The following is a 17,545-nucleotide window of genomic DNA, read 5'->3' on the forward strand; positions in this document are numbered from 1 at the left end:
CAGCCATTTCCCGCGCTGGATCAGAGCTGCTTGTAGGGCGCGAAGGTGAAGCTGCGCTTCATCTTCAATTCGGAATCTTTGCCGAACCATTGGTCGAAGATCTGCGTGCCCTTGCCGGCCTTTTCCAGGTCGGCCAGCGTGTCGTTCACGGCCGCGAGCATGCGGGGCTCGCCCTTGCGCACGCCGATGCCGATCTGCTGCGTGTCCACCGGCTGGTCGAGGATGCGCCACTTGCCCTGCTGCGCGCCGATGAGGCCGATCAGCGTGGTCTCGTCGCCCACCATCGACTCCACCTTGCCCTGTTCAAGCGCCAGGTAGGCGTTGGCCGGCGAGGGGAAGACCTTCAGGTCCGCGCCCGTGATGACCTTGGGCACCTTCACTTCGTGGTTGGAGCCACTGATGCCGGCGATGCGCTTGCCGGTGAGGTCCGCGAAGCTCTTGATGGACGACGATGCCGGCACCATCACCTTCACGTCGGATGCGAAGTAGTTGCTGCTGAAGTCGACGAGCTGCGCGCGTTCGGGCGTGTGGGTCAGGTTGGCCAGCGCGATGTCGGTGCGACCCGACTGCAGATCGGTGACACGGGTCGCGCCGGTGATGAACACCAGCTCGGGCTTCACGCCGAGCTTCGCGGCGACCGCCTCGCAGATGTCCACGTCGTAGCCGACGAACTTGCGCGTCTTCGGGTCTTGCACGAAGGAGAAGGGCTTGTACTGCGAACCGACGCCGCACTTGAGCGAGCCGGCCGACTTGATGCTGTCCAGCTGGTCCGCGTGCGCGGCGTTGACTGCCAGGCCGAGCAGCGCGGCAGCTGCGCCCATGGACATCGTTTGGATCACTGTCTTCATCTGTTTTGTCTCGGAAGTTGTTGTTTGAAAAGTCGAATCGCTGCGCGCCGTCGGGAGCGTCAGCCGGGGTGAGTCGCCATCCGCTTCAGGCCGGCGTCGAGGTCGGCGATCAGGTCTTGCGGGTGCTCGAGCCCCACGTGGATCCGCAGGCACACATCACCAGCGGCGAGGGGCGTGCTCACGCGGTATGCGCCCGGCTTGACCGGGATGACCAGGCTCTCGAAGCCACCCCAGCTGAAGCCCATCTTGAAGAGGTGCATGCCGTCGAGCATGGCGACAACGGCCGCCTCGGACGCAGGCTTGAGCACCACGCCGAACAGGCCGCTGGCGCCCTTGAAGTCGCGCTTCCATAGCTCGTGGCCGCGCGCGCCCGGGAGCGCGGGGTACAGCACCTCGCGGACCTGCGGCTGTTCGCGCAGCCATTGCGCGACCTGCATCGCGTTCTCCTGATGCTGGCGCAGCCGCACGGCCAGTGTGCGAAGGCCGCGCAGCCCGAGGAACGCGTCGTCGGGTGACACCGTCAGGCCCAGGGCGCCGTGGAATGCGCGCACATCGAGATAGAGCTCGCGGGTGCGCGCAACGATCACGCCCAGCAGCGCGTCGGAATGCCCCACCACGTACTTGGTCAACGAATGGATGGACAGGTCCACGCCATGCTGCAGCGCAGGGAAGAGCAGCGCGGTGCCCCAGGTGTTGTCCATCAGCACGCGGGCGCCCTTCGCGTGAGCGACCTCGCAGATGGCGGGAATGTCTTGCACTTCGAACGTGCCCGAGCCCGGTGATTCGGTGTAGACGACCGACGTGTTCGGCTGGATCAGTTCGGAGATGCCTGCACCGACCAGCGGCGGGTAGTACGTGGTGCTCACGTTCATCTTCTTGAGCACGCTCTCGCAGAAGCTGCGCACCGGCGGGTAGACGCTGTCCACCATCAGGATGTTGTCGCCGGGCTTCACGCTGGCCAGCAGGGCCGTCGTGATGGCCGACAGGCCCGATGGCGTCAGCATCGCGTTGGCACCACCTTCGAGCTGCGCCAGCCCGGATTCGAGTGCGCGGCCGGTGGGCGTGCCCCAACGGCCGTAGGCGCGATGGCCGCTGCTGTTCCGGAGCTCTTCCACCTTGTCGAACAGCACTGTCGAGCCCCGGTACGGAGGGATGCTGACCAGTCCGTTGGACAGCTTCGCATCACGGCCGACGTGGGTCACGCGGGTCTCGGTGTGCATGGGGGCGGTGGACGCTTCGCTCATTTAACGCTTTCTCGTGAGTGCCAGCCTTGTCCGCCAAGGCTTGCGGCTCGGGGCAGTATATTGATGCATCCAACGAAGGCAACAGAGAAAAATTCAAATCATTATTTCTTTGATGCAACAATAGATTATGGACGCAGACAGCCTGGCCTTGATCTCCGTGTTCGTGCGTGTGGCGCGCTGCATGAGCTTTTCCGGCGCAGCGGCCGAGCTGCACATCTCCACCGGAACGGTGAGCCGCCAGATCGCCAAGCTGGAAAAGAAGATGGGCGTGCAGCTGCTGGAGCGCAGCACCCGTCGCGTGGCGCTGACCGAGATCGGCAAGACCTTCTACGACTCCGCCAGCCACATCCTTCAGATGGCGGAAGAGTCCATGTCGCGCGTGCAAGACCTGCAGGTCGAGCCTCGCGGCACGCTGCGCCTCACCGCGCCGATGCTGTTCAGCATCAAGCACCTGGGTCCGCTGATCTCGCGCTTCACGGAGCGCTACCCGCATGTCGAAGTGCAGCTCAAGATTTCGGACCAGCTCGAAAGCCTGTCTGGCGGCGACTTCGATATTGCGGTGCGCATCACCAACCACTTGGACGATGGCGTGATCGCCAAGCGCCTGACCAGCGTCCACTGGGCGGTGTGTGCCAGCCCGGAATACCTGGCCCTTCACGGCACGCCGACGACGCCCGCCGAGCTGGCAGACCACCAGTGCTATCACTACCCGAGCGTCATCAAGCACGGCCGGTGGAGCTTCACGCGGGGCGAGACCCAGTACAACGTGCCGACGCATGCGCGCTTTCACGTCAACAGCAGCCAGATCATTGCGGACCACGCCCTCGCCGGGCTGGGCATCGCGCTGCTGCCGACCTACCTCATCGGTGAGCACCTGCAGTCCGGCCGGCTCGTGCCCTTGCTCGCGGGCTACCAGCCCACCGTCAACAGTGCGCTGTATGCGCTGTACCTGCCCAACCGCTACATGACGGCCAAGGTGCATTGCTTTCTGGAGATGCTCCAGACGGCCTTCGTCGACCCGCCGTATTGGGATGCCCCGGAGCCCAGCTAAATCGACAGGCAGATCCCGATCAGTCCGAGCATCACCAGACCGAGCCCGAGCAACTCGCGCGGGCTCAGCGCCTGTTCCTGAAAGAGCCTCTTGGACACGAGGTAGCTGAAGAAGACCTCCACCAGCCCCAGCGTGCGCACCTGCGCCGCCGACTGCATCGCGAACGCCGTGAACCAGCCGATGGACGCCACCGCGCCCATCAGCCCGGCCACCAGCGACACGCGCCAGCCGGTCATCACCGCGCGCACCGTCTGCGGCGAACGCCACAGCAGCCACGCGAGCATCAGCACCGACTGCACCGCCTGCGCCCACATCACGCCCCACGCGCCCGCCAGCCACGGCGAAAGCTCAGGCACCTGCAACGAGGCGCCCCGGTAGCCAACCGCCGAAATGGCGAAGCAGGCACCGGAAGCCAGCCCAAACATCGCCGAGCGGTAGCCCGAAGCGCCGTTGCCCTCCCGGCTGGCTGCGCTTCCTTGCAGCGACAGGAAAACGATCCCTGCGCTGGCAACCACCATCGCCGCCAGCGCGAGCGCGCCCGGCACCTCGCCGAGGAACAAGGCGCTGAACAGCGCCACCTGCAGCACTTCCGTCTTCGAGAAAGCCACGCCGACGACGAATTGCCGGGTCTGCATCGCGGCCAGCAGAAACGCGGTCGCCGCGATCTGGGCGATCGCCCCCGCCAGCAGCCAACCGAAGTACGACAGGCCGAAGTGCGCCACCGGCGCCGTCGTGGCCGGCATCGCCTGAAGCACGGCGACCCACAGCGCGGCAAACGGCAGCCCGTACAGAAAGCGCACCAGCGTCGCGCCTAGCGTTCCGGCCTGCGCGGTCAGCGAGCGCTGCGCAGCATTGCGTGCCGACTGCGCCGCCGCAGCGAACACCACGATCACGATCCAGATCCAGGCGGGGAGCGAATGAGAGTCCAACATAGAGCCCTCTATGTTGCGGCACGTCGGGGCAGGGCGCGGCATCGCTTGGACAGGGGCCCCTTCGCCGCCTGCGAAGGGTGGCCGGCCAGAAGGCGCCCGGCCGCGTCCGGGCTCTTAAAATCCCCCGTTCGCCGAGACGGGGCTCCCTGCCTCCATCGGCCACCGGGCTCACCCATGCTGACTTTCCAACAAATCATCCTCAAGCTTCAGGCCTACTGGGCCGACCAGGGCTGCGCGCTGCTGCAGCCGTACGACATGGAGGTCGGCGCGGGCACATCGCACACCGCCACTTTCCTCCGCGCCATCGGCCCGGAGCCGTGGAAAGCCGGCTACGTGCAGCCCAGCCGCCGCCCCAAGGACGGCCGCTACGGCGAGAACCCCAACCGTCTGCAGCACTACTACCAGTACCAGGTGGTGCTCAAGCCAGCGCCCAGCAACATCCTCGAGCTGTATCTCGGCTCGCTCGAAGCGCTCGGCTTCGACCTCAAGAAGAACGACATCCGCTTCGTCGAAGACGATTGGGAAAACCCAACGCTCGGCGCCTGGGGCTTGGGCTGGGAAGTCTGGCTCAACGGCATGGAAGTGACCCAGTTCACCTACTTCCAGCAGGTCGGCGGCATCGATTGCCGCCCGATCACCGGCGAAATCACCTACGGCCTCGAACGTCTCGCGATGTACCTGCAGGGCGTGGACAACGTCTACAACCTCACCTGGACCGAAGGCCTGAGCTACGGCGACGTCTACAAGCAGAACGAGGTCGAGCAGTCGACCTACAACTTCGAGCACAGCGACGCCGACTTCCTCTTCACCGCCTTCGCGGCGCACGAAAAGCAGGCCAAGCACCTGATGGAAGCCCAGCTCGCACTGCCCGCCTACGAGCAGGTGCTCAAGGCCGCGCACAGCTTCAATTTGCTCGATGCGCGGGGCGCCATCAGCGTGACCGAACGCGCGGCCTACATCGGCCGCATCCGCAACCTCGCGCGCAGCGTCGCGCAAAGCTACTACGAGAGCCGCGAGCGCCTGGGCTTCCCGATGGCGCCGCGCGAGTGGGTCGCGCAAATCCCGAAGAAGGCGGCTTGATCGATGACCACCAAGAACAACCTGCTCGTCGAACTCTTCGTCGAGGAACTCCCTCCCAAGGCCCTGCGCAAGCTGGGCGAGGCTTTTGCCAACGTGCTGTGCGATCAACTGGTCGCCGCGGGCCTCGCAGATGCCGGCTCGGTGCTCACGCCCTACGCGTCGCCGCGCCGCCTTGCCGCGCACCTCACCAACGTGCTCGCGCAGGCGGCCGACAAGGCCGTGTCGCAAAAGCTCATGCCGGTCTCGGTCGGCCTCGATGCATCCGGCAATCCCACGCCCGCGCTGCTCAAGCGCCTCGGTGCACTCGGTGCCGACGCCAGCGTCGTGCCTGAACTGCGCCGCGCCATGGACGGCAAGGCCGAAGCGCTCTTCTACGAAAGCACCGCCAAGGGCGCGACCCTCGCCGAAGGGCTCCAGAAGGCCCTGACCGAAGCGATCGCCAAGCTGCCGATCCCCAAGGTCATGAGCTACCAGCTCGAATCTGGCTGCGAACTGCCGGGCTGGACCAGCGTCAGCTTCGTGCGCCCCGCGCATGGGCTCGTCGCGCTGCATGGCGACACCGTTGTGCCCGTCGAGGCACTGGGCCTGAAAGCCGGCCGCGAAACCCACGGCCACCGCTTCGAGGCGTCGGTCGATCCCGTCAAGCTGCGCGATGCCAACAGCTACGACCAGCAACTGCAGGACGAAGGTGCCGTCATCCCCGGTTTCGAGGCCCGCCGCGCCGAGATCGCCCGCCAGCTCGCCGAAGCCGCTATCAAGGTCGGCGGCGGCACGCAGCCGATCAATGACGACGCGCTGCTCGACGAAGTCACCGCGCTGGTCGAACGGCCCAATGTGCTCACCTGCGAATTCGAACGCGAGTTCCTCGACGTGCCGCAGGAATGCCTCATCCTCACGATGAAGGCCAACCAGAAGTATTTCCCGCTGCTCGATGCCGCCGGCCGCCTGACCAACAAGTTCCTCGTCGTCAGCAACATCAACCCTGCCGACGCCAGCGCCGTCATCGGCGGCAATGAGCGCGTGGTGCGCCCGCGCTTGGCCGACGCCAAGTTCTTCTTCGACCAGGACCGCAAGAAGTCGCTCGCCTCGCGCGTCGAATCGCTGGCCAAGGTCGTTTATCACAACAAGCTCGGCACGCAAGGCGAACGCGTGGAGCGCGTCATGCGCATCGCGCACGCCATCGGCGAGAAGATGGCCACGCCGATTGGCGACGCTCACCTCGCGCCTCGCGCCGTGCAGGCCGCGCAGCTTGCCAAGGCCGATCTCGTCACCGACATGGTCGGCGAGTTCCCCGAGCTGCAGGGCATCATGGGCCGCTACTACGCGCTGCATGACGGCCTCGACCACACGGTCGCCGACGCCATCGAAGACCACTACAAGCCGCGCTTTGCCGGCGACGAGCTGCCGCGCAGCAACGTCGGCATCGTCGTCGCGCTGGCCGACAAGCTCGAAACGCTGGTCGGCATGTTCGGCATCGGCAACCTGCCCACCGGCGACCGCGACCCCTTCGCGCTGCGCCGCCATGCGCTCGGCGTGATCCGCATGCTCATCGAGCGCAACCTCTCGCTCGATTTGCGCACCATGCTCAGCGAAGCCTTCGCGGCCTTCAGCGCCCACAAGGGCGGCGAGATCGCGTTGACCGACCCGACCGACGCGCTCGAAGCCTTCATCTACGACCGCCTCGCCGGCAGCCTGCGCGAGCAGGGCGCCAGCGCGCAGGAAGTCGAAGCCGTGCTCACCCCGCGCCCGCAGCGCCTGGCCGAAGTGCCCAAGCTCCTCGCCGCCGTGCGCGCCTTTGCCGCACTGCCCGAAGCGCCCGCGCTCGCAGCCGCCAACAAGCGCATCGGCAACATCCTCAAGAAGTCGCCCGAAGCCGACGCGCACGTGAGCGAACTCCTGCTGAAGGAACCGGGCGAGAAGGCACTGCACGCCGCCATGCAGCAAGTCGTGCCTGTGGCCAACAGCCAGTTCGAAGCCGGCGACTACACCGCATCGCTGCAAACGTTGGCTGCGCTGCGCGACCCGGTCGATGCCTTCTTCGACGGCGTCATGGTCAACGCCGAGCAATCGGACCTGCGCCTGAACCGCCTCGGCCTGCTGATGATCCTGCACGGTGCGATGAACCGTGTTGCACAACTCGAGCGGCTGGCGGCCTGATTTCCGCCGCTCGATAATCCCAGCCATGAACCGGCAGCAGCAACTCGATGAGTTCTCTCTGGCCTTGCATCGCAAGGCCATTGCTGCTTTGCATCGCGACCCCGAACTCCGTTTGCGTGCGCGCGACGCATTGAGCCGGTGGCGCAAGCAGGCCGGCGCCACGCGATCCGACGCGCTCTGGATCGAATGGGAACATTTGCTGGATGGCGAGCTTTCCTCGTTGGAAAGCGCCGCTCTGGCCGAGTCGGAGCACGGGACGCTCATGCGCAGCGTCTCGCCGCTGGGCTGTCTGGTGGATCAACATGAGCGCATGGTTCTGCTGAAGCAGGCGCGAGACGGCGCGCTCTTGCAATGAAGCTGGACGAACTCAAGCACGTGCTGCGCGCCTCGGCCGCCATTGCAAACGAAAACTCGATGGTCGTCGTCGGCAGCCAGGCCATTCTTCTTCTGATGGAACAACCGCCCGAGTCGATCCTTGTCTCGCGCGAAGTCGACCTCTACCCGGCGCTTCATCCTGAACGCGCGGATCTGATCGACGGCGCCATCGGCATGCATTCGAGCTTCCACGAAACCTTCGGCTACTTCGCCGATGGCGTGGGGCCTGAAACTGCCGTCATGCCCGCGGACTGGATGACGCGCGCGAGCCTGCACTACATCGGCGACATCACCGCGATCTGCCCCGAACTGCACGACCTGTCGGTGTCGAAGTGCGTGGCCGGTCGTGAGAAGGACGCCGATTTCGTCCGGGAGCTGCTGAAGCAGGGGCTCATCTCTTCCGACACGCTCAAAGAACGCATTGCGATGCTGGACACATCCAAATACCCTGTGAGCCACATCCAGAATTGGGCAGAGCGTCGTCTGGCTGAAGCGAAGGCTGCACCATGAAACTCGTCATCCTCGACCGAAACGGCACCCTCAACGTGCACCGTGAGGATTTCGTCAAGAGCGACATCGAGTGGACGCCGCTCCCCGGTGCGCTCGAAGCGGTGGCGAGACTCAACCATGCGGGCTGGCACGTCGTCATTGCGTCCAACCAGTCCGGCTTGGGGCGCGGGCTGTTCGACGTCGCATCGCTCAATGCCATGCACGCCAAGATGCACAAGATGCTCGCCGCCGTCGGTGGGCGCATCGAGGCCATCTTCTACTGCCCGCACAGCCCCGACGAGAACTGCGACTGCCGCAAGCCCAAGCCCGGCCTGTTCATCCAGATCGGCGAGCGCTTCGGTGTCGATCTCGCCCACATCCCGGTCGCGGGCGACAGCCTGCGCGACCTGCAAGCCGGCGCATCCGCCGGCTGCGAACCGCACCTGCTGCTCACCGGCATGGGCGCCGCCTGCCGTGGCGTGAACCCGCTGCCGGCCGAATATCCACCCAACACACGCGTTCACGAAGACCTCGCGGCCTTTGTCGACTTCCTCCTCGAACGCGAAGAAAAAGCCGCCCTGAAGGTGGCCGTCTGATGTCCTTCATCCGCTCTTTCATCCACGCGCTGTGGATGCTCGTCACCGTGGTTCCGTGGGGAATCATCATGTGCGTCAATTCCCTCTGGAAGCGCGGCATCCCGCTCTACTGGATGGCCGTGCGCTGGCTCAGCTGGGCCATCGGCGGTGCGCGCCTGATCCTCGGCATCAACTACCGCGTCACCGGCATGGAAAACCTGCCGCAGGACAAGCTCGCCGGCGCCATCCTCCTCGTCAAGCACCAGTCCACCTACGAGACCTTCCTGATGCCGACGCTCATGCCGCACCCGCTGGCATTCGTCTTCAAGAAGGAACTCATCTACGTGCCCTTCTTCGGCTGGGCCATGGCGCGGCTCGACATGATCCACATCGACCGCAGCCAGCGCACGCAGGCCTTCAACAAGGTCGTCTCGCAAGGCCGCGAGCTGCTCGCGCAGGGCATCTGGATCATCATGTTCCCCGAAGGCACCCGCATCCCGCGCGGCAAGCAAGGCAACTACAAGACCGGCGGAACCCGCCTCGCATGCGAAACCGGCGTACCCGTCATCCCCATCGCAGTGACCTCCGCCAAGGTCTGGCCGCGCAAGGCCTTCGTCAAGACGCCGGGCACCGTCGATGTCTCCATCGGCCCTGCCATCCCCAGCACCGGCCGCCGCCCCGACGAACTCATGCGCGAAGTCGAAGCCTGGATCGAAAGCGAAATGCGCCGCCTCGACCCCGAGGCCTACGTCACCGAAGCCGCGCCGGCCGCATCCACCACCGCCTGAGGCCCGCATGCGCGCGCTGCTGCAGTTCACGCTCGACTTGTTCGACCCGCCCGCGCCTGCGCCCACGCGCACGCCGCAACAACAGCAGCCCGATCAGCCCGCGACCCCGCTCGCCGATGTGCTGAGCCGCGTCAGCTTCATCCATCCCCGCGCGAGCCGCGAAGTCGTCCTCGGTAACGCCCGCGTCGCCTACGAATTCACGCGCGGCAAGCGCCGCACCATCGGCTTCGTCGTCGGTGCCGAAGGCTTGTCGGTGCGCGCACCGCGCTGGGTCGCGCTGCGCGACGTCGATGCCGCCGTCGTCGAAAAGTCCAGCTGGATCCTGCGCAAGCTCTCCGAAACCCAGCAGCGCCAGGACCGGCTCGAAGCCACCCGCATCGACTGGAAAGACGGCGTCAGCTTTCCCTTTCTCGGCCAGCAGGTCACCGTGCAGCTCGACCCGCACCACGCGTTCGATGGTGTCGGTGCCGTGCTCGACGCCACCGCCAACGACGGCCCGCCGACCCTGCGCCTTGCGCTCGCCAACAACGCCACCCCTGCGCAGATCCGCGACGCCGCACAGGCGTGGCTCATGCGGCAGGCCAAGCGCATCTTCATCGAACGCCTCGACCACTTCGCGCCGCGCCTCGGCGTGCGCTGGAAGAAGCTCAGCCTCTCGAACGCCGCCACCCGCTGGGGCAGCGCGAGCGCCGACGGCGGCATCCGGCTGCACTGGCGGCTGGTGCACTTCCGCATGTCCGTCATCGACTACGTCGTCGCGCACGAGCTGAGCCACCTGCGCGTGATGGACCACAGCCCGCGCTTCTGGGAAACGGTTGAAAGCGTGGTGCCTGATTACGAGCTGCTGCGGCGGCAGCTCAAGGACGAGGCTGTCCCTCGCTGGTAACCGCGCGGCCACGCAGCCGCGCCCACAGTGCCCGCACCCGCCGCGCGCGGTCCTCGAAGACAAACGACCCCACCAGCGCCAGCACGCCCGAAACCACACCCGTCACCACCGCCTCCAGATGCGGAATGCCGTAGTGCCCCGGGTGCGAAAAGGTGTCGCCGATCATCGTCAGCAGCCCGACCAGCAGCGCATTGCCATAGCGATTGCCGAACATCTTCATCGCCGGCGTGAAGGTCAGGATCAGCGCGAGAACCCCGGTGAACAGACCCGTCTGCAACGCAAGCGCCCAATGGGGCGCGCTCAGGAGGTTCGTGAGGCTCCCGGGCATGCAGGTCATGCACGCGCTGGTCGGCTGCCAGAAGCGCTTGATGAACAGGACGAATCGACGCTTCCATGGATCTGGCATCACACGCACCCCGTCAAATGCACTGAGCGCCATCCTTGCACAAGGTGGGCGGATGGCGCATGCGCACAAACGTGCGTGCGGGCGCTGCCAGAGCCGATCAGATCGATGCGCGATGCAACCGCTCGGCGACCATCGACGGACCGAGCTGATCGGCGGTCGCCTGCGTCACCTGCAAGCGCCGCTCGAATTCGCCGGTGACCACGGTGATCAGGCACTCCACCTCGTGATGGCTGAAGCTGCGCTCATCGCGACTCAAACCCCGCGTGTGAACGAGCAGCTTGCGCAAACAGGTGAGCGCGCGGCCGGCTTCGGTCGCGGCGCCGAGTTCGGCGTTGACCCGGTCGACGAGCTGGTCGCGCTCGGCTTCGGTGGTGGGACGCGGGCAGTCGCCAGCGGGGGGCGGGTTGGGGAGGCGCGCGAGCGCGCAAGTAGGGTGAGCCATGAAGGCCTCCAGAAGCTGCGTTTTACAAAAACCGCCGCTCCCAACGCCAATTGAGGGCGGCGACTCGAACAGGTTGGCGTACCGGGCAGCTCCTGCGAGAACCGGCGAGCCTCGCGGCTCCCTGCTCGAGCCGCCATAAAAGGAGGCACGAACGACGAAGCCGCAGAGTTACTGCGGAGAGTGTTGTCTGCGGCTTTCGTCGCAGAGCTGCTTTGGGACGCCAATCCCGGTCACGCTTTCAAGACGTGACAGCGAAGTATAGAGAAGGGGTGCGCGAAGTCGGGACTTCCCAAGGACCGAAGATGAATGAGATTGCGGCACCGTTCCACGCTTGCGGTCCGCGCAATTCATCGTCGCGATTTGGGATCTGACTTTCGACTGATATGCTCCGTGACCGTCCATCTCAAGCAACATGATTTCGCTCCCAAGCCAGACCACTTTCTCGGGATTGGAGCAGTTTCTGCGCGATGTCCGGCAATTCCCAGGACAAGATCTGAAGCTCCCTGTACAGGTGAGCCGAGGGGGCGCATTTAGCTTTTCCGCGGTAGCAGTTCAAGCGATTGCCACATGGGCGCGCCTCCATGATGGTGTGCGGCGTCTGAGGGTTGCTCCGCAGTTTGCGGAAGATGAGGTTACTAGGAGCCGATTGGCAGGGGCGCTATATGCAATCGGCGGTCTGTACTTTGCTCAAGAGGTTGTTGCCGGAAGCAGGGTGATACCTCGCTCTGAAGCGCTTGAGGCTGTTGCTCCAAGAGTTTTTGCGATGCAGGACTATCAGTACCGGGATACGTTGCGCGGTCCTAGCGTTGCGCTCTGCTGTTTCGAGCGAGCCAAACTCGAATTTATTCAATCGCTCTATGCAATACCAAGGCGGGGGACCCCGGACACGACCACCATCAGGTCTGCTTCTGAGTTCAAGTCAATTCTTTCGCGCATGTTGGAGGCCTGCTCTGCGGGTGCCTCGCGAGTCCTTACGGATGTGCAAATTGAGGTTCTCGCGCAGCTTGTGCATCAATTGTTCAAGAATGCCGATGTCCATACGATCTCCGATGCGGAAGGTCGTCTCTACGATGCGGGGATACGGGGAATTCAGGTTCGTGAGGTTGTGATAGCGGACGATGCTGCATTCACTGATTTCGTTTCTGGTGATCGGGCGCTTCACGCCTATCTAACAAAGCTTAGTCGGCGAGGTTTAGTCCGAGAGCCGGGCGCGCACGGGCAAGAGTCGAAGCTAAAGAAATGGCAGGCTTCGACTTTCGTGGAGATCTCGGTCTTTGATACCGGGCCAGGTCTTGCTCTTAGATGGTTGGCGGATCGCGAGGGCATCACTCGCTATTCGCAGGTCGATCTCGAACAAGAGCTCCAAGCTGTAAAGGAGTGCTTTCAGCTTCACGCAAGCACTCATTCCGCCGCGATGAAGGGTGATGGTCTTCCCATTGCGTTGCGCGCGATGAAAGAGCTTCGCGCCTTTATGTTCCTAAGAACCGGGCGATTGGCGCTATATCAAGACTTCTCTTCTCAAGAGCACACAGGGTTCTCTCCAAGGAATCGATATGGCGTCCGTCGCCTTTCAGAGGCGGTGGGCGCAACTTACTCCATCTGTTTCCCGCTCGTAAGATGATTTCCGAACCGGGTTTCTACACTTTTAGATGGCGCCCCGACGGTGCGGCTCCTGGCGCGGAAGATATCGCGGTAGTGTTCAAAGTGCCGGGTAACGTTGATCTGGCGGTCCTTCCAGATCTACTGGAGTCAGTCTGTTTGGGCCCGTTGGTGCCCTCTGCCGTGGTGCTCTTGCACGCTGAGCAGGACCACAGTCTCCTTTCTGCATTGAGGTCTGTTGCGGTACAGAACGCTCTCGTAAGGTTTAACGGGCGGATGCCGCTTGCGGTCCTGTCAATTGAACTTGGTTCATTTGCCGTTCGCGTCCGTGAGGCGCGTGGAGTAGCCGCCCTGCTCGTGCGCAATGATGTCGCCGACGCCGAAGTAGTCGCTGAAGCCGTAGGCCTCCATCTCGCTGGTGAAGATCTTGGTGGGTGAGCCCAGCTCGTTGACCGTCTCGAACTCCTTCGTCAGGTGCCACTTGCCCTTGTAGGCGGTGTAGTAGCCGGCGTCGCGCAGCATGTGGCCGACGGTGCGGATGTCCGGCGAGAGGCTGCCGATCCACGGGAAGTTGGTGTTGTCGAACATCTTCGTCTGCTGGATATGGCGGCCCGTGTAGAGCACCGACCGCGACGATGTGCAGACGCAGGAGTTGATGCGGTGGTTCTCGAACAGCGTGCCGCTGCGCAGCAGCCGCTCGTGGCCCGGCAGGCGATAGCCGCGCGGCAGCTCGCCGGGGCGGAAGTGGCGCTCCTGGTCGGTGAGGATGAACAGGACGTTGTATGGCCCCCCGGGCGCGCCGGCAGGAGCCGGGGCTGAACGTTTCGGGCCCGCTGCCTCGCTCGCGCCAGCGGCCATGAGCGTGGAGGCGGCCGCGCCGACCCCGACGGATTTGAGCAATGACCTGCGGCTGATTTCGGAGTTGGGCATCGTGTTCATCAATGTTCTTTGATGAACACAAGTGTTCAATTTAGGTCTTTTGATGTCACCCGTGGAAACCCTGAGTTGTTCGATCGAACATTAAGATGATGATTTTTGAACACGACTGATCAAAAGATGGACGCTCCGCAGTCTGATGCCCTGACGCCGGTTCGCAGGCGAATTCACGCCGCGGCGATGAAGCTGTTTGCCGAACAGGGCGTGACGCAGGTGACCGTCAGCGAGCTGGCGACGGCGGCTGGTGTGGCGCGCGGCACGGTGTACAGCAACGTGCCGGACATCGATGGACTGTTCGAAGAGGTCGCCGCCGAACTGGTGCGGGAGATGGTCGATCGGGTCATGCTGGCCTTCGCGGGCATCGACGATGTCGCGCATCGGCTTTCGATCGGCGTGCGCCTGTACATCCGGCGAGCGCACGAAGAGCCTTTGTGGGGGCGCTTCATGAGCCGGTTCGGGCTCAGCATGGCTTCGCTGCAGGCGGTGCTGACGTCGGACCCGGCGACGAATCTCAGCACCGGTATCGCGGAAGGGCGCTACGGCATCAAGCCCGAGCAACTCCGCGCGATGGTGGGCATGCTGACCGGGAGCACGCTGGCCGCGATGGTGGCCGTCCTCGAAGGACACCAGACCTGGCGGGAAGCAGGATCGGACATCGCCGAGTTCCTGCTTGTCGCGCTGGGTCTGACGCGGGAAGAAGCTCGCGAGCTGGCGCGCGTCGAACTGCCCCGGTGATTGTGCTCAGGCGCGCAACGCGCCGGGGGGCGCGGCGGACTTGCGCGCTTCGAGCAACTCGAACAGCCCCATGCCGGCCAGCATGGCTGCCACGAACACGAGCGCCTTCCACTGGCCCATGCCGAGCGCGACGAGCGCCGGGCCGGGACAGAAGCCAGCGATGCCCCAGCCGATGCCGAACAGCAGGCTGCCACCGATCAGCCGGCGGTCGATGTGGCGCGCGGTGGGCATCTTCATCTCGGCGCCGATGAAGGACACGGTCCGTCGTCCGGCAATGAAGAAGGCCACGAGGCCCACCCCGATCGCGCCGCCCATCACGAAGGCGAGCGATGGATCCCACGATCCGGCGATGTCCAGAAAGCCCAGCACCTTGGCCGGATCGGCCATGCCGGAGACGATGAGGCCGAGCCCGAACACGAGGCCGGCGAGAAGCGATGTCAGAAGGATTGCCATGGAACTGCCTCAGAAGCCGAGAAGGTGGCGAACCACGAAGACCGTGACGAAACCCGCGCCCATGAAAGCCAGCGTGGCCACCAGCGAGCGTGGTGAAAGGCGCGAAAGCCCGCACACGCCATGCCCGCTGGTGCAGCCCGCGCCGTAGCGCGTGCCGACGCCGACCAGCAGACCCGCGAGGACCAACGCGCCATAGCCCGCATCGATGTGCGGCTTGGGCAGTGCGCCGAAGAGCAGGTAGACAAGGGGAGCGCCGATCAGGCCCAGAACAAAGGCGGCGCGCCAGGCGACATCGCCGCGCGATGGCCGGAGCAGCCCGCCGAGGATGCCGCTGATGCCGGCGATGCGCCCGTTGAGCAGCGCGAACATCGCCGCGGCAAGCCCGATCAGCACGCCACCCGCGAGCGCGGCCATCGGCGTGAAGTGGTTCCAGTCGATCGACATCGTTACTCCTTGGGGCAGTAGATGCGGTAGAGCACCGCGAGGATTTCGAGCAGCGCCGGCTCGGCCACGCTGTAGTAGACGTTCTTGCCTTCGCGCCGCGTGTCGACCACGCCTTCGTTGCGCAGCACGCCGAGTTGCTGCGACAGCGTCGGCTGTCGAATGCCGAGCGTCTCTTCGAGTTCACTCACGCACATCTCGCCTTGCGACAACTGGCACAGCAGCAGGAGGCGGTCTTCATTGGCCAGCACCTTGAGGGCGCCGACCGCACTGCCGGCGGCGGCGCGCAGGCGTTCGGGGTCGATGGTGGGAGGTCGCTTCATGGGTCTTGGCATTGAACTTAATATTATGTGAAAACATATAATGTAAGTCAATGAAGTGAGCATCACCCCTTCACGGAGAGCAGCAATGTCGACCCGCACCACCACCCAAGGTTTCTTCGATCCGCGCACCTGGACTGTCTCGTATGTCGTGTGGGACCACGCCACGCACTGCGCGGCGATCATCGATCCGGTGCTCGACTACGACTTCAAGTCAGGCCACACAAGCACTGCATCGGCCGATGCCCTGCTGGACTACGTTCGCAGCGAGGGGCTGCAAGTCGAGTGGATCCTCGAAACCCATGCGCACGCAGACCACCTCTCGGGGGCGCGCTACATCCAGTCCAAGGTGGGCGGCCGCATCGCCATCGGCGAGAACATCCGCGCGGTGCAGGCGACATTCAAGAAGCTCTTCAACTTCGAACGCAGCTTCCTGCCGGACGGCAGCCAGTTCGACCATCTCTTCAAGGACGGCGAGGTGTTCAGGATCGGCGAAACCGAAGCGAAGGCGTTGCTCGTGCCCGGCCATACGCCTGCGGACATGGCCTATCTCGTCGACGGTTCGGTCTTTGTCGGCGACACGCTCTTCATGCCGGATGTCGGCACTGCGCGCGCGGACTTCCCTGGTGGCGATGCGCGCCAACTCCATGCCTCGATCCGGCGTCTGCTGTCGCTACCGGAGCAGACGACGATGTACGTCTGCCATGACTATCCGCCCGCCACGCGAGCACCGCGTTGGCAAACGACGGTTGCCGAACAGCGCGCGCACAACATCCATGTGCATGACGGCATCAGCGAAGACGCATTCGTCGCGATGCGCACCGCGCGCGATGCAACGCTCGATGTGCCAACGCTGATCCTTCCTTCGATTCAGGTGAACGTGCGGGCAGGGCAACTGCCGCCCGCGGACGAGAACGGCGTGGCGTATCTGCGCATTCCGTTGAATGCGCTGCCCGTTCACACGCCGGTGACCTGAGGCTTCAGCGCGCGTGCGTCACGCCGCCATCAACGATCAGGGTCGAACCCATCACGTAGTCCCCAGCGCGCGATGCGAGATAGATCGCCGCGCCGGCCATGTCTTCCGGCTCGCCGATACGGCCGGCGGGGATATGGCCCTTGATCTCGTCGGCGTGGTCGCGCGCTTCCTTGTTCATGCTCGACGCGAAGGCGCCCGGGGCGATCGCGCTGACGACGATGCGATCTTGCGCGAGGCGCAGTGCCATGCGGCGGGTGAGCTGGATCAGGCCCGCTTTGCTCGCAGCGTACGAATACGTTTCCTGCGGGTTGATCGAAATGCCGTCGATCGACGCGATGTTGATCACCTTCGCGAGGTGATCGGTGGTCGCCTTCTTGAGCATCGGCGTGAGCGCCTTGGTCAGGAAGAAGGGCGTCTTCAGGTTGAGGTCGACGACCTTGTCCCAGCCGCTTTCCGGGAACTCGTCGTACGGCGCGCCCCAGGCGGCGCCGGCGTTGTTGACGAGGATGTCGAGCTTGTCTTCATGCTTGGCGTAGGCATCGACGAGCGCCTGTGCGCCTTCGAGCGTGGACACATCCGCCGGCAGCGAAACGCAGTGGCCGAAGGCAGAAAGCTCCTTGGCGGTCTGGTCGCAGGCGTCGGCCTTGCGGGCCGAGATGTAGACGCGCGCGCCCTGCGCCAGGAAGCCTTCGGCAATCATGCGGCCGATGCCGCGCGAGCCGCCGGTGATGAGGGCGGTGCGGCCCTTGAGCGAGAAGAGTTGGGTGGTGTCCATGCGGTTGTCTCCTGATTAGGCTGCCGCAAGCTTAGTG

21 protein-coding genes are annotated in these 17,545 nt (G+C 64.6%); 11 read left to right on the top strand and 10 right to left on the bottom strand.

Features of this window, described 5'->3' with window-relative positions:
- Positions 1 to 20: 20 nt before the first annotated feature.
- Positions 21 to 848, bottom strand: coding sequence for a transporter substrate-binding domain-containing protein (locus FHW64_RS06630; protein ID WP_184524365.1), 828 nt, complete (start codon positions 846 to 848; stop codon positions 21 to 23).
- A 59-nt stretch (positions 849 to 907) separates the two neighbouring features.
- The gene (gene metC, locus FHW64_RS06635; protein WP_260303706.1) at positions 908 to 2,092 is read right to left on the bottom strand and encodes a cystathionine beta-lyase; all 1,185 of its coding nucleotides are present in this window, start codon (positions 2,090 to 2,092) and stop codon (positions 908 to 910) included.
- Between the two features lie 127 nt (positions 2,093 to 2,219).
- On the opposite strand from metC, the gene FHW64_RS06640 reads away from it, so the two are divergent.
- The gene (locus tag FHW64_RS06640) at positions 2,220 to 3,143 is read left to right on the top strand and encodes a LysR family transcriptional regulator (protein WP_184524367.1); all 924 of its coding nucleotides are present in this window, start codon (positions 2,220 to 2,222) and stop codon (positions 3,141 to 3,143) included.
- On the opposite strand, the gene FHW64_RS06645 is transcribed toward FHW64_RS06640, so the two are convergent.
- On the bottom strand, positions 3,140 to 4,075 hold the full coding sequence (locus tag FHW64_RS06645; RefSeq protein WP_184524369.1) for an EamA/RhaT family transporter: 936 nt from the start codon (positions 4,073 to 4,075) through the stop codon (positions 3,140 to 3,142). The two genes, FHW64_RS06640 and FHW64_RS06645, sit on opposite strands and share 4 nt — an antisense overlap.
- 174 nt (positions 4,076 to 4,249) lie before the next feature.
- On the opposite strand from FHW64_RS06645, the gene glyQ reads away from it, so the two are divergent.
- Genes glyQ through FHW64_RS06680 form a run of 7 tightly spaced genes read left to right on the top strand, consistent with a single transcriptional unit; the run spans position 4,250 to position 10,425 of the window.
- The gene (glyQ, locus tag FHW64_RS06650) at positions 4,250 to 5,155 is read left to right on the top strand and encodes a glycine--tRNA ligase subunit alpha (protein ID WP_184524371.1); all 906 of its coding nucleotides are present in this window, start codon (positions 4,250 to 4,252) and stop codon (positions 5,153 to 5,155) included.
- Between the two features lie 3 nt (positions 5,156 to 5,158).
- Complete coding sequence (glyS, locus tag FHW64_RS06655; protein ID WP_184524373.1) at positions 5,159 to 7,312, top strand: glycine--tRNA ligase subunit beta; 2,154 nt, start codon at positions 5,159 to 5,161, stop codon at positions 7,310 to 7,312.
- A 25-nt stretch (positions 7,313 to 7,337) separates the two neighbouring features.
- The gene (locus FHW64_RS06660; protein ID WP_184524375.1) at positions 7,338 to 7,667 is read left to right on the top strand and encodes a hypothetical protein; all 330 of its coding nucleotides are present in this window, start codon (positions 7,338 to 7,340) and stop codon (positions 7,665 to 7,667) included.
- Positions 7,664 to 8,197, top strand: coding sequence for a DUF6036 family nucleotidyltransferase (locus tag FHW64_RS06665; protein ID WP_184524377.1), 534 nt, complete (start codon positions 7,664 to 7,666; stop codon positions 8,195 to 8,197). The genes FHW64_RS06660 and FHW64_RS06665 overlap by 4 nt, the downstream gene beginning before the upstream one ends.
- Entirely contained in the window at positions 8,194 to 8,772 is a 579-nt protein-coding gene (gmhB, locus tag FHW64_RS06670) for a D-glycero-beta-D-manno-heptose 1,7-bisphosphate 7-phosphatase (protein WP_184524379.1), read from the top strand. Before FHW64_RS06665 ends, gmhB begins: the two co-directional genes overlap by 4 nt.
- On the top strand, positions 8,772 to 9,539 hold the full coding sequence (locus tag FHW64_RS06675; RefSeq protein WP_184524381.1) for a 1-acyl-sn-glycerol-3-phosphate acyltransferase: 768 nt from the start codon (positions 8,772 to 8,774) through the stop codon (positions 9,537 to 9,539). Before gmhB ends, FHW64_RS06675 begins: the two co-directional genes overlap by 1 nt.
- 7 nt (positions 9,540 to 9,546) lie before the next feature.
- Positions 9,547 to 10,425, top strand: coding sequence for a M48 family metallopeptidase (locus tag FHW64_RS06680; RefSeq protein ID WP_184524383.1), 879 nt, complete (start codon positions 9,547 to 9,549; stop codon positions 10,423 to 10,425).
- Here FHW64_RS06680 and FHW64_RS06685 read toward each other — a convergent pair.
- Positions 10,397 to 10,831, bottom strand: coding sequence for a hypothetical protein (locus FHW64_RS06685; RefSeq protein ID WP_184524384.1), 435 nt, complete (start codon positions 10,829 to 10,831; stop codon positions 10,397 to 10,399). The two genes, FHW64_RS06680 and FHW64_RS06685, sit on opposite strands and share 29 nt — an antisense overlap.
- 97 nt (positions 10,832 to 10,928) lie before the next feature.
- The gene (locus FHW64_RS06690; protein ID WP_184524386.1) at positions 10,929 to 11,273 is read right to left on the bottom strand and encodes a hypothetical protein; all 345 of its coding nucleotides are present in this window, start codon (positions 11,271 to 11,273) and stop codon (positions 10,929 to 10,931) included.
- A 412-nt stretch (positions 11,274 to 11,685) separates the two neighbouring features.
- Here FHW64_RS06690 and FHW64_RS06695 point away from each other — a divergent pair, with 412 nt between their 5' ends.
- Entirely contained in the window at positions 11,686 to 12,894 is a 1,209-nt protein-coding gene (locus FHW64_RS06695) for a hypothetical protein (RefSeq protein WP_184524388.1), read from the top strand.
- Between the two features lie 287 nt (positions 12,895 to 13,181).
- Here FHW64_RS06695 and FHW64_RS06700 read toward each other — a convergent pair whose 3' ends face one another.
- The gene (locus FHW64_RS06700) at positions 13,182 to 13,811 is read right to left on the bottom strand and encodes a sulfatase-like hydrolase/transferase (RefSeq protein ID WP_260303707.1); all 630 of its coding nucleotides are present in this window, start codon (positions 13,809 to 13,811) and stop codon (positions 13,182 to 13,184) included.
- A gap of 117 nt (positions 13,812 to 13,928) precedes the next feature.
- Between FHW64_RS06700 and FHW64_RS06705 the strand changes: the two genes are divergently transcribed.
- Positions 13,929 to 14,543: a TetR/AcrR family transcriptional regulator gene (locus FHW64_RS06705; protein ID WP_184524390.1), complete on the top strand. Its 615-nt coding sequence runs from the start codon at positions 13,929 to 13,931 to the stop codon at positions 14,541 to 14,543.
- A gap of 6 nt (positions 14,544 to 14,549) precedes the next feature.
- On the opposite strand, the gene FHW64_RS06710 is transcribed toward FHW64_RS06705, so the two are convergent.
- The 3 genes from FHW64_RS06710 to FHW64_RS06720 are packed head-to-tail and all read right to left on the bottom strand — an operon-like array spanning position 14,550 to position 15,760.
- Positions 14,550 to 14,996: a DUF6691 family protein gene (locus tag FHW64_RS06710; RefSeq protein WP_184524392.1), complete on the bottom strand. Its 447-nt coding sequence runs from the start codon at positions 14,994 to 14,996 to the stop codon at positions 14,550 to 14,552.
- 9 nt (positions 14,997 to 15,005) lie between these two features.
- Positions 15,006 to 15,440: a YeeE/YedE family protein gene (locus tag FHW64_RS06715; RefSeq protein WP_184524394.1), complete on the bottom strand. Its 435-nt coding sequence runs from the start codon at positions 15,438 to 15,440 to the stop codon at positions 15,006 to 15,008.
- A gap of 2 nt (positions 15,441 to 15,442) precedes the next feature.
- Positions 15,443 to 15,760 carry a metalloregulator ArsR/SmtB family transcription factor gene (locus FHW64_RS06720; RefSeq protein ID WP_184524396.1) on the bottom strand — a complete coding sequence of 106 codons (318 nt, stop codon included), beginning with the start codon at positions 15,758 to 15,760 and terminating at the stop codon, positions 15,443 to 15,445.
- Between the two features lie 85 nt (positions 15,761 to 15,845).
- Here FHW64_RS06720 and FHW64_RS06725 point away from each other — a divergent pair, with 85 nt between their 5' ends.
- Positions 15,846 to 16,733 (top strand): MBL fold metallo-hydrolase, encoded by an 888-nt coding sequence (locus FHW64_RS06725; protein ID WP_184524398.1) that lies wholly within the window; start codon positions 15,846 to 15,848, stop codon positions 16,731 to 16,733.
- A 4-nt stretch (positions 16,734 to 16,737) separates the two neighbouring features.
- Here the strand turns inward: FHW64_RS06725 and FHW64_RS06730 are convergent, their stop codons facing one another.
- Positions 16,738 to 17,508 carry an SDR family oxidoreductase gene (locus FHW64_RS06730; protein ID WP_184524400.1) on the bottom strand — a complete coding sequence of 257 codons (771 nt, stop codon included), beginning with the start codon at positions 17,506 to 17,508 and terminating at the stop codon, positions 16,738 to 16,740.
- Positions 17,509 to 17,545: the final 37 nt, after the last annotated feature.

This window comes from Variovorax sp. Sphag1AA, assembly GCF_014192575.1.
Classification (GTDB): Bacteria; Pseudomonadota; Gammaproteobacteria; order Burkholderiales; family Burkholderiaceae_C; genus Variovorax.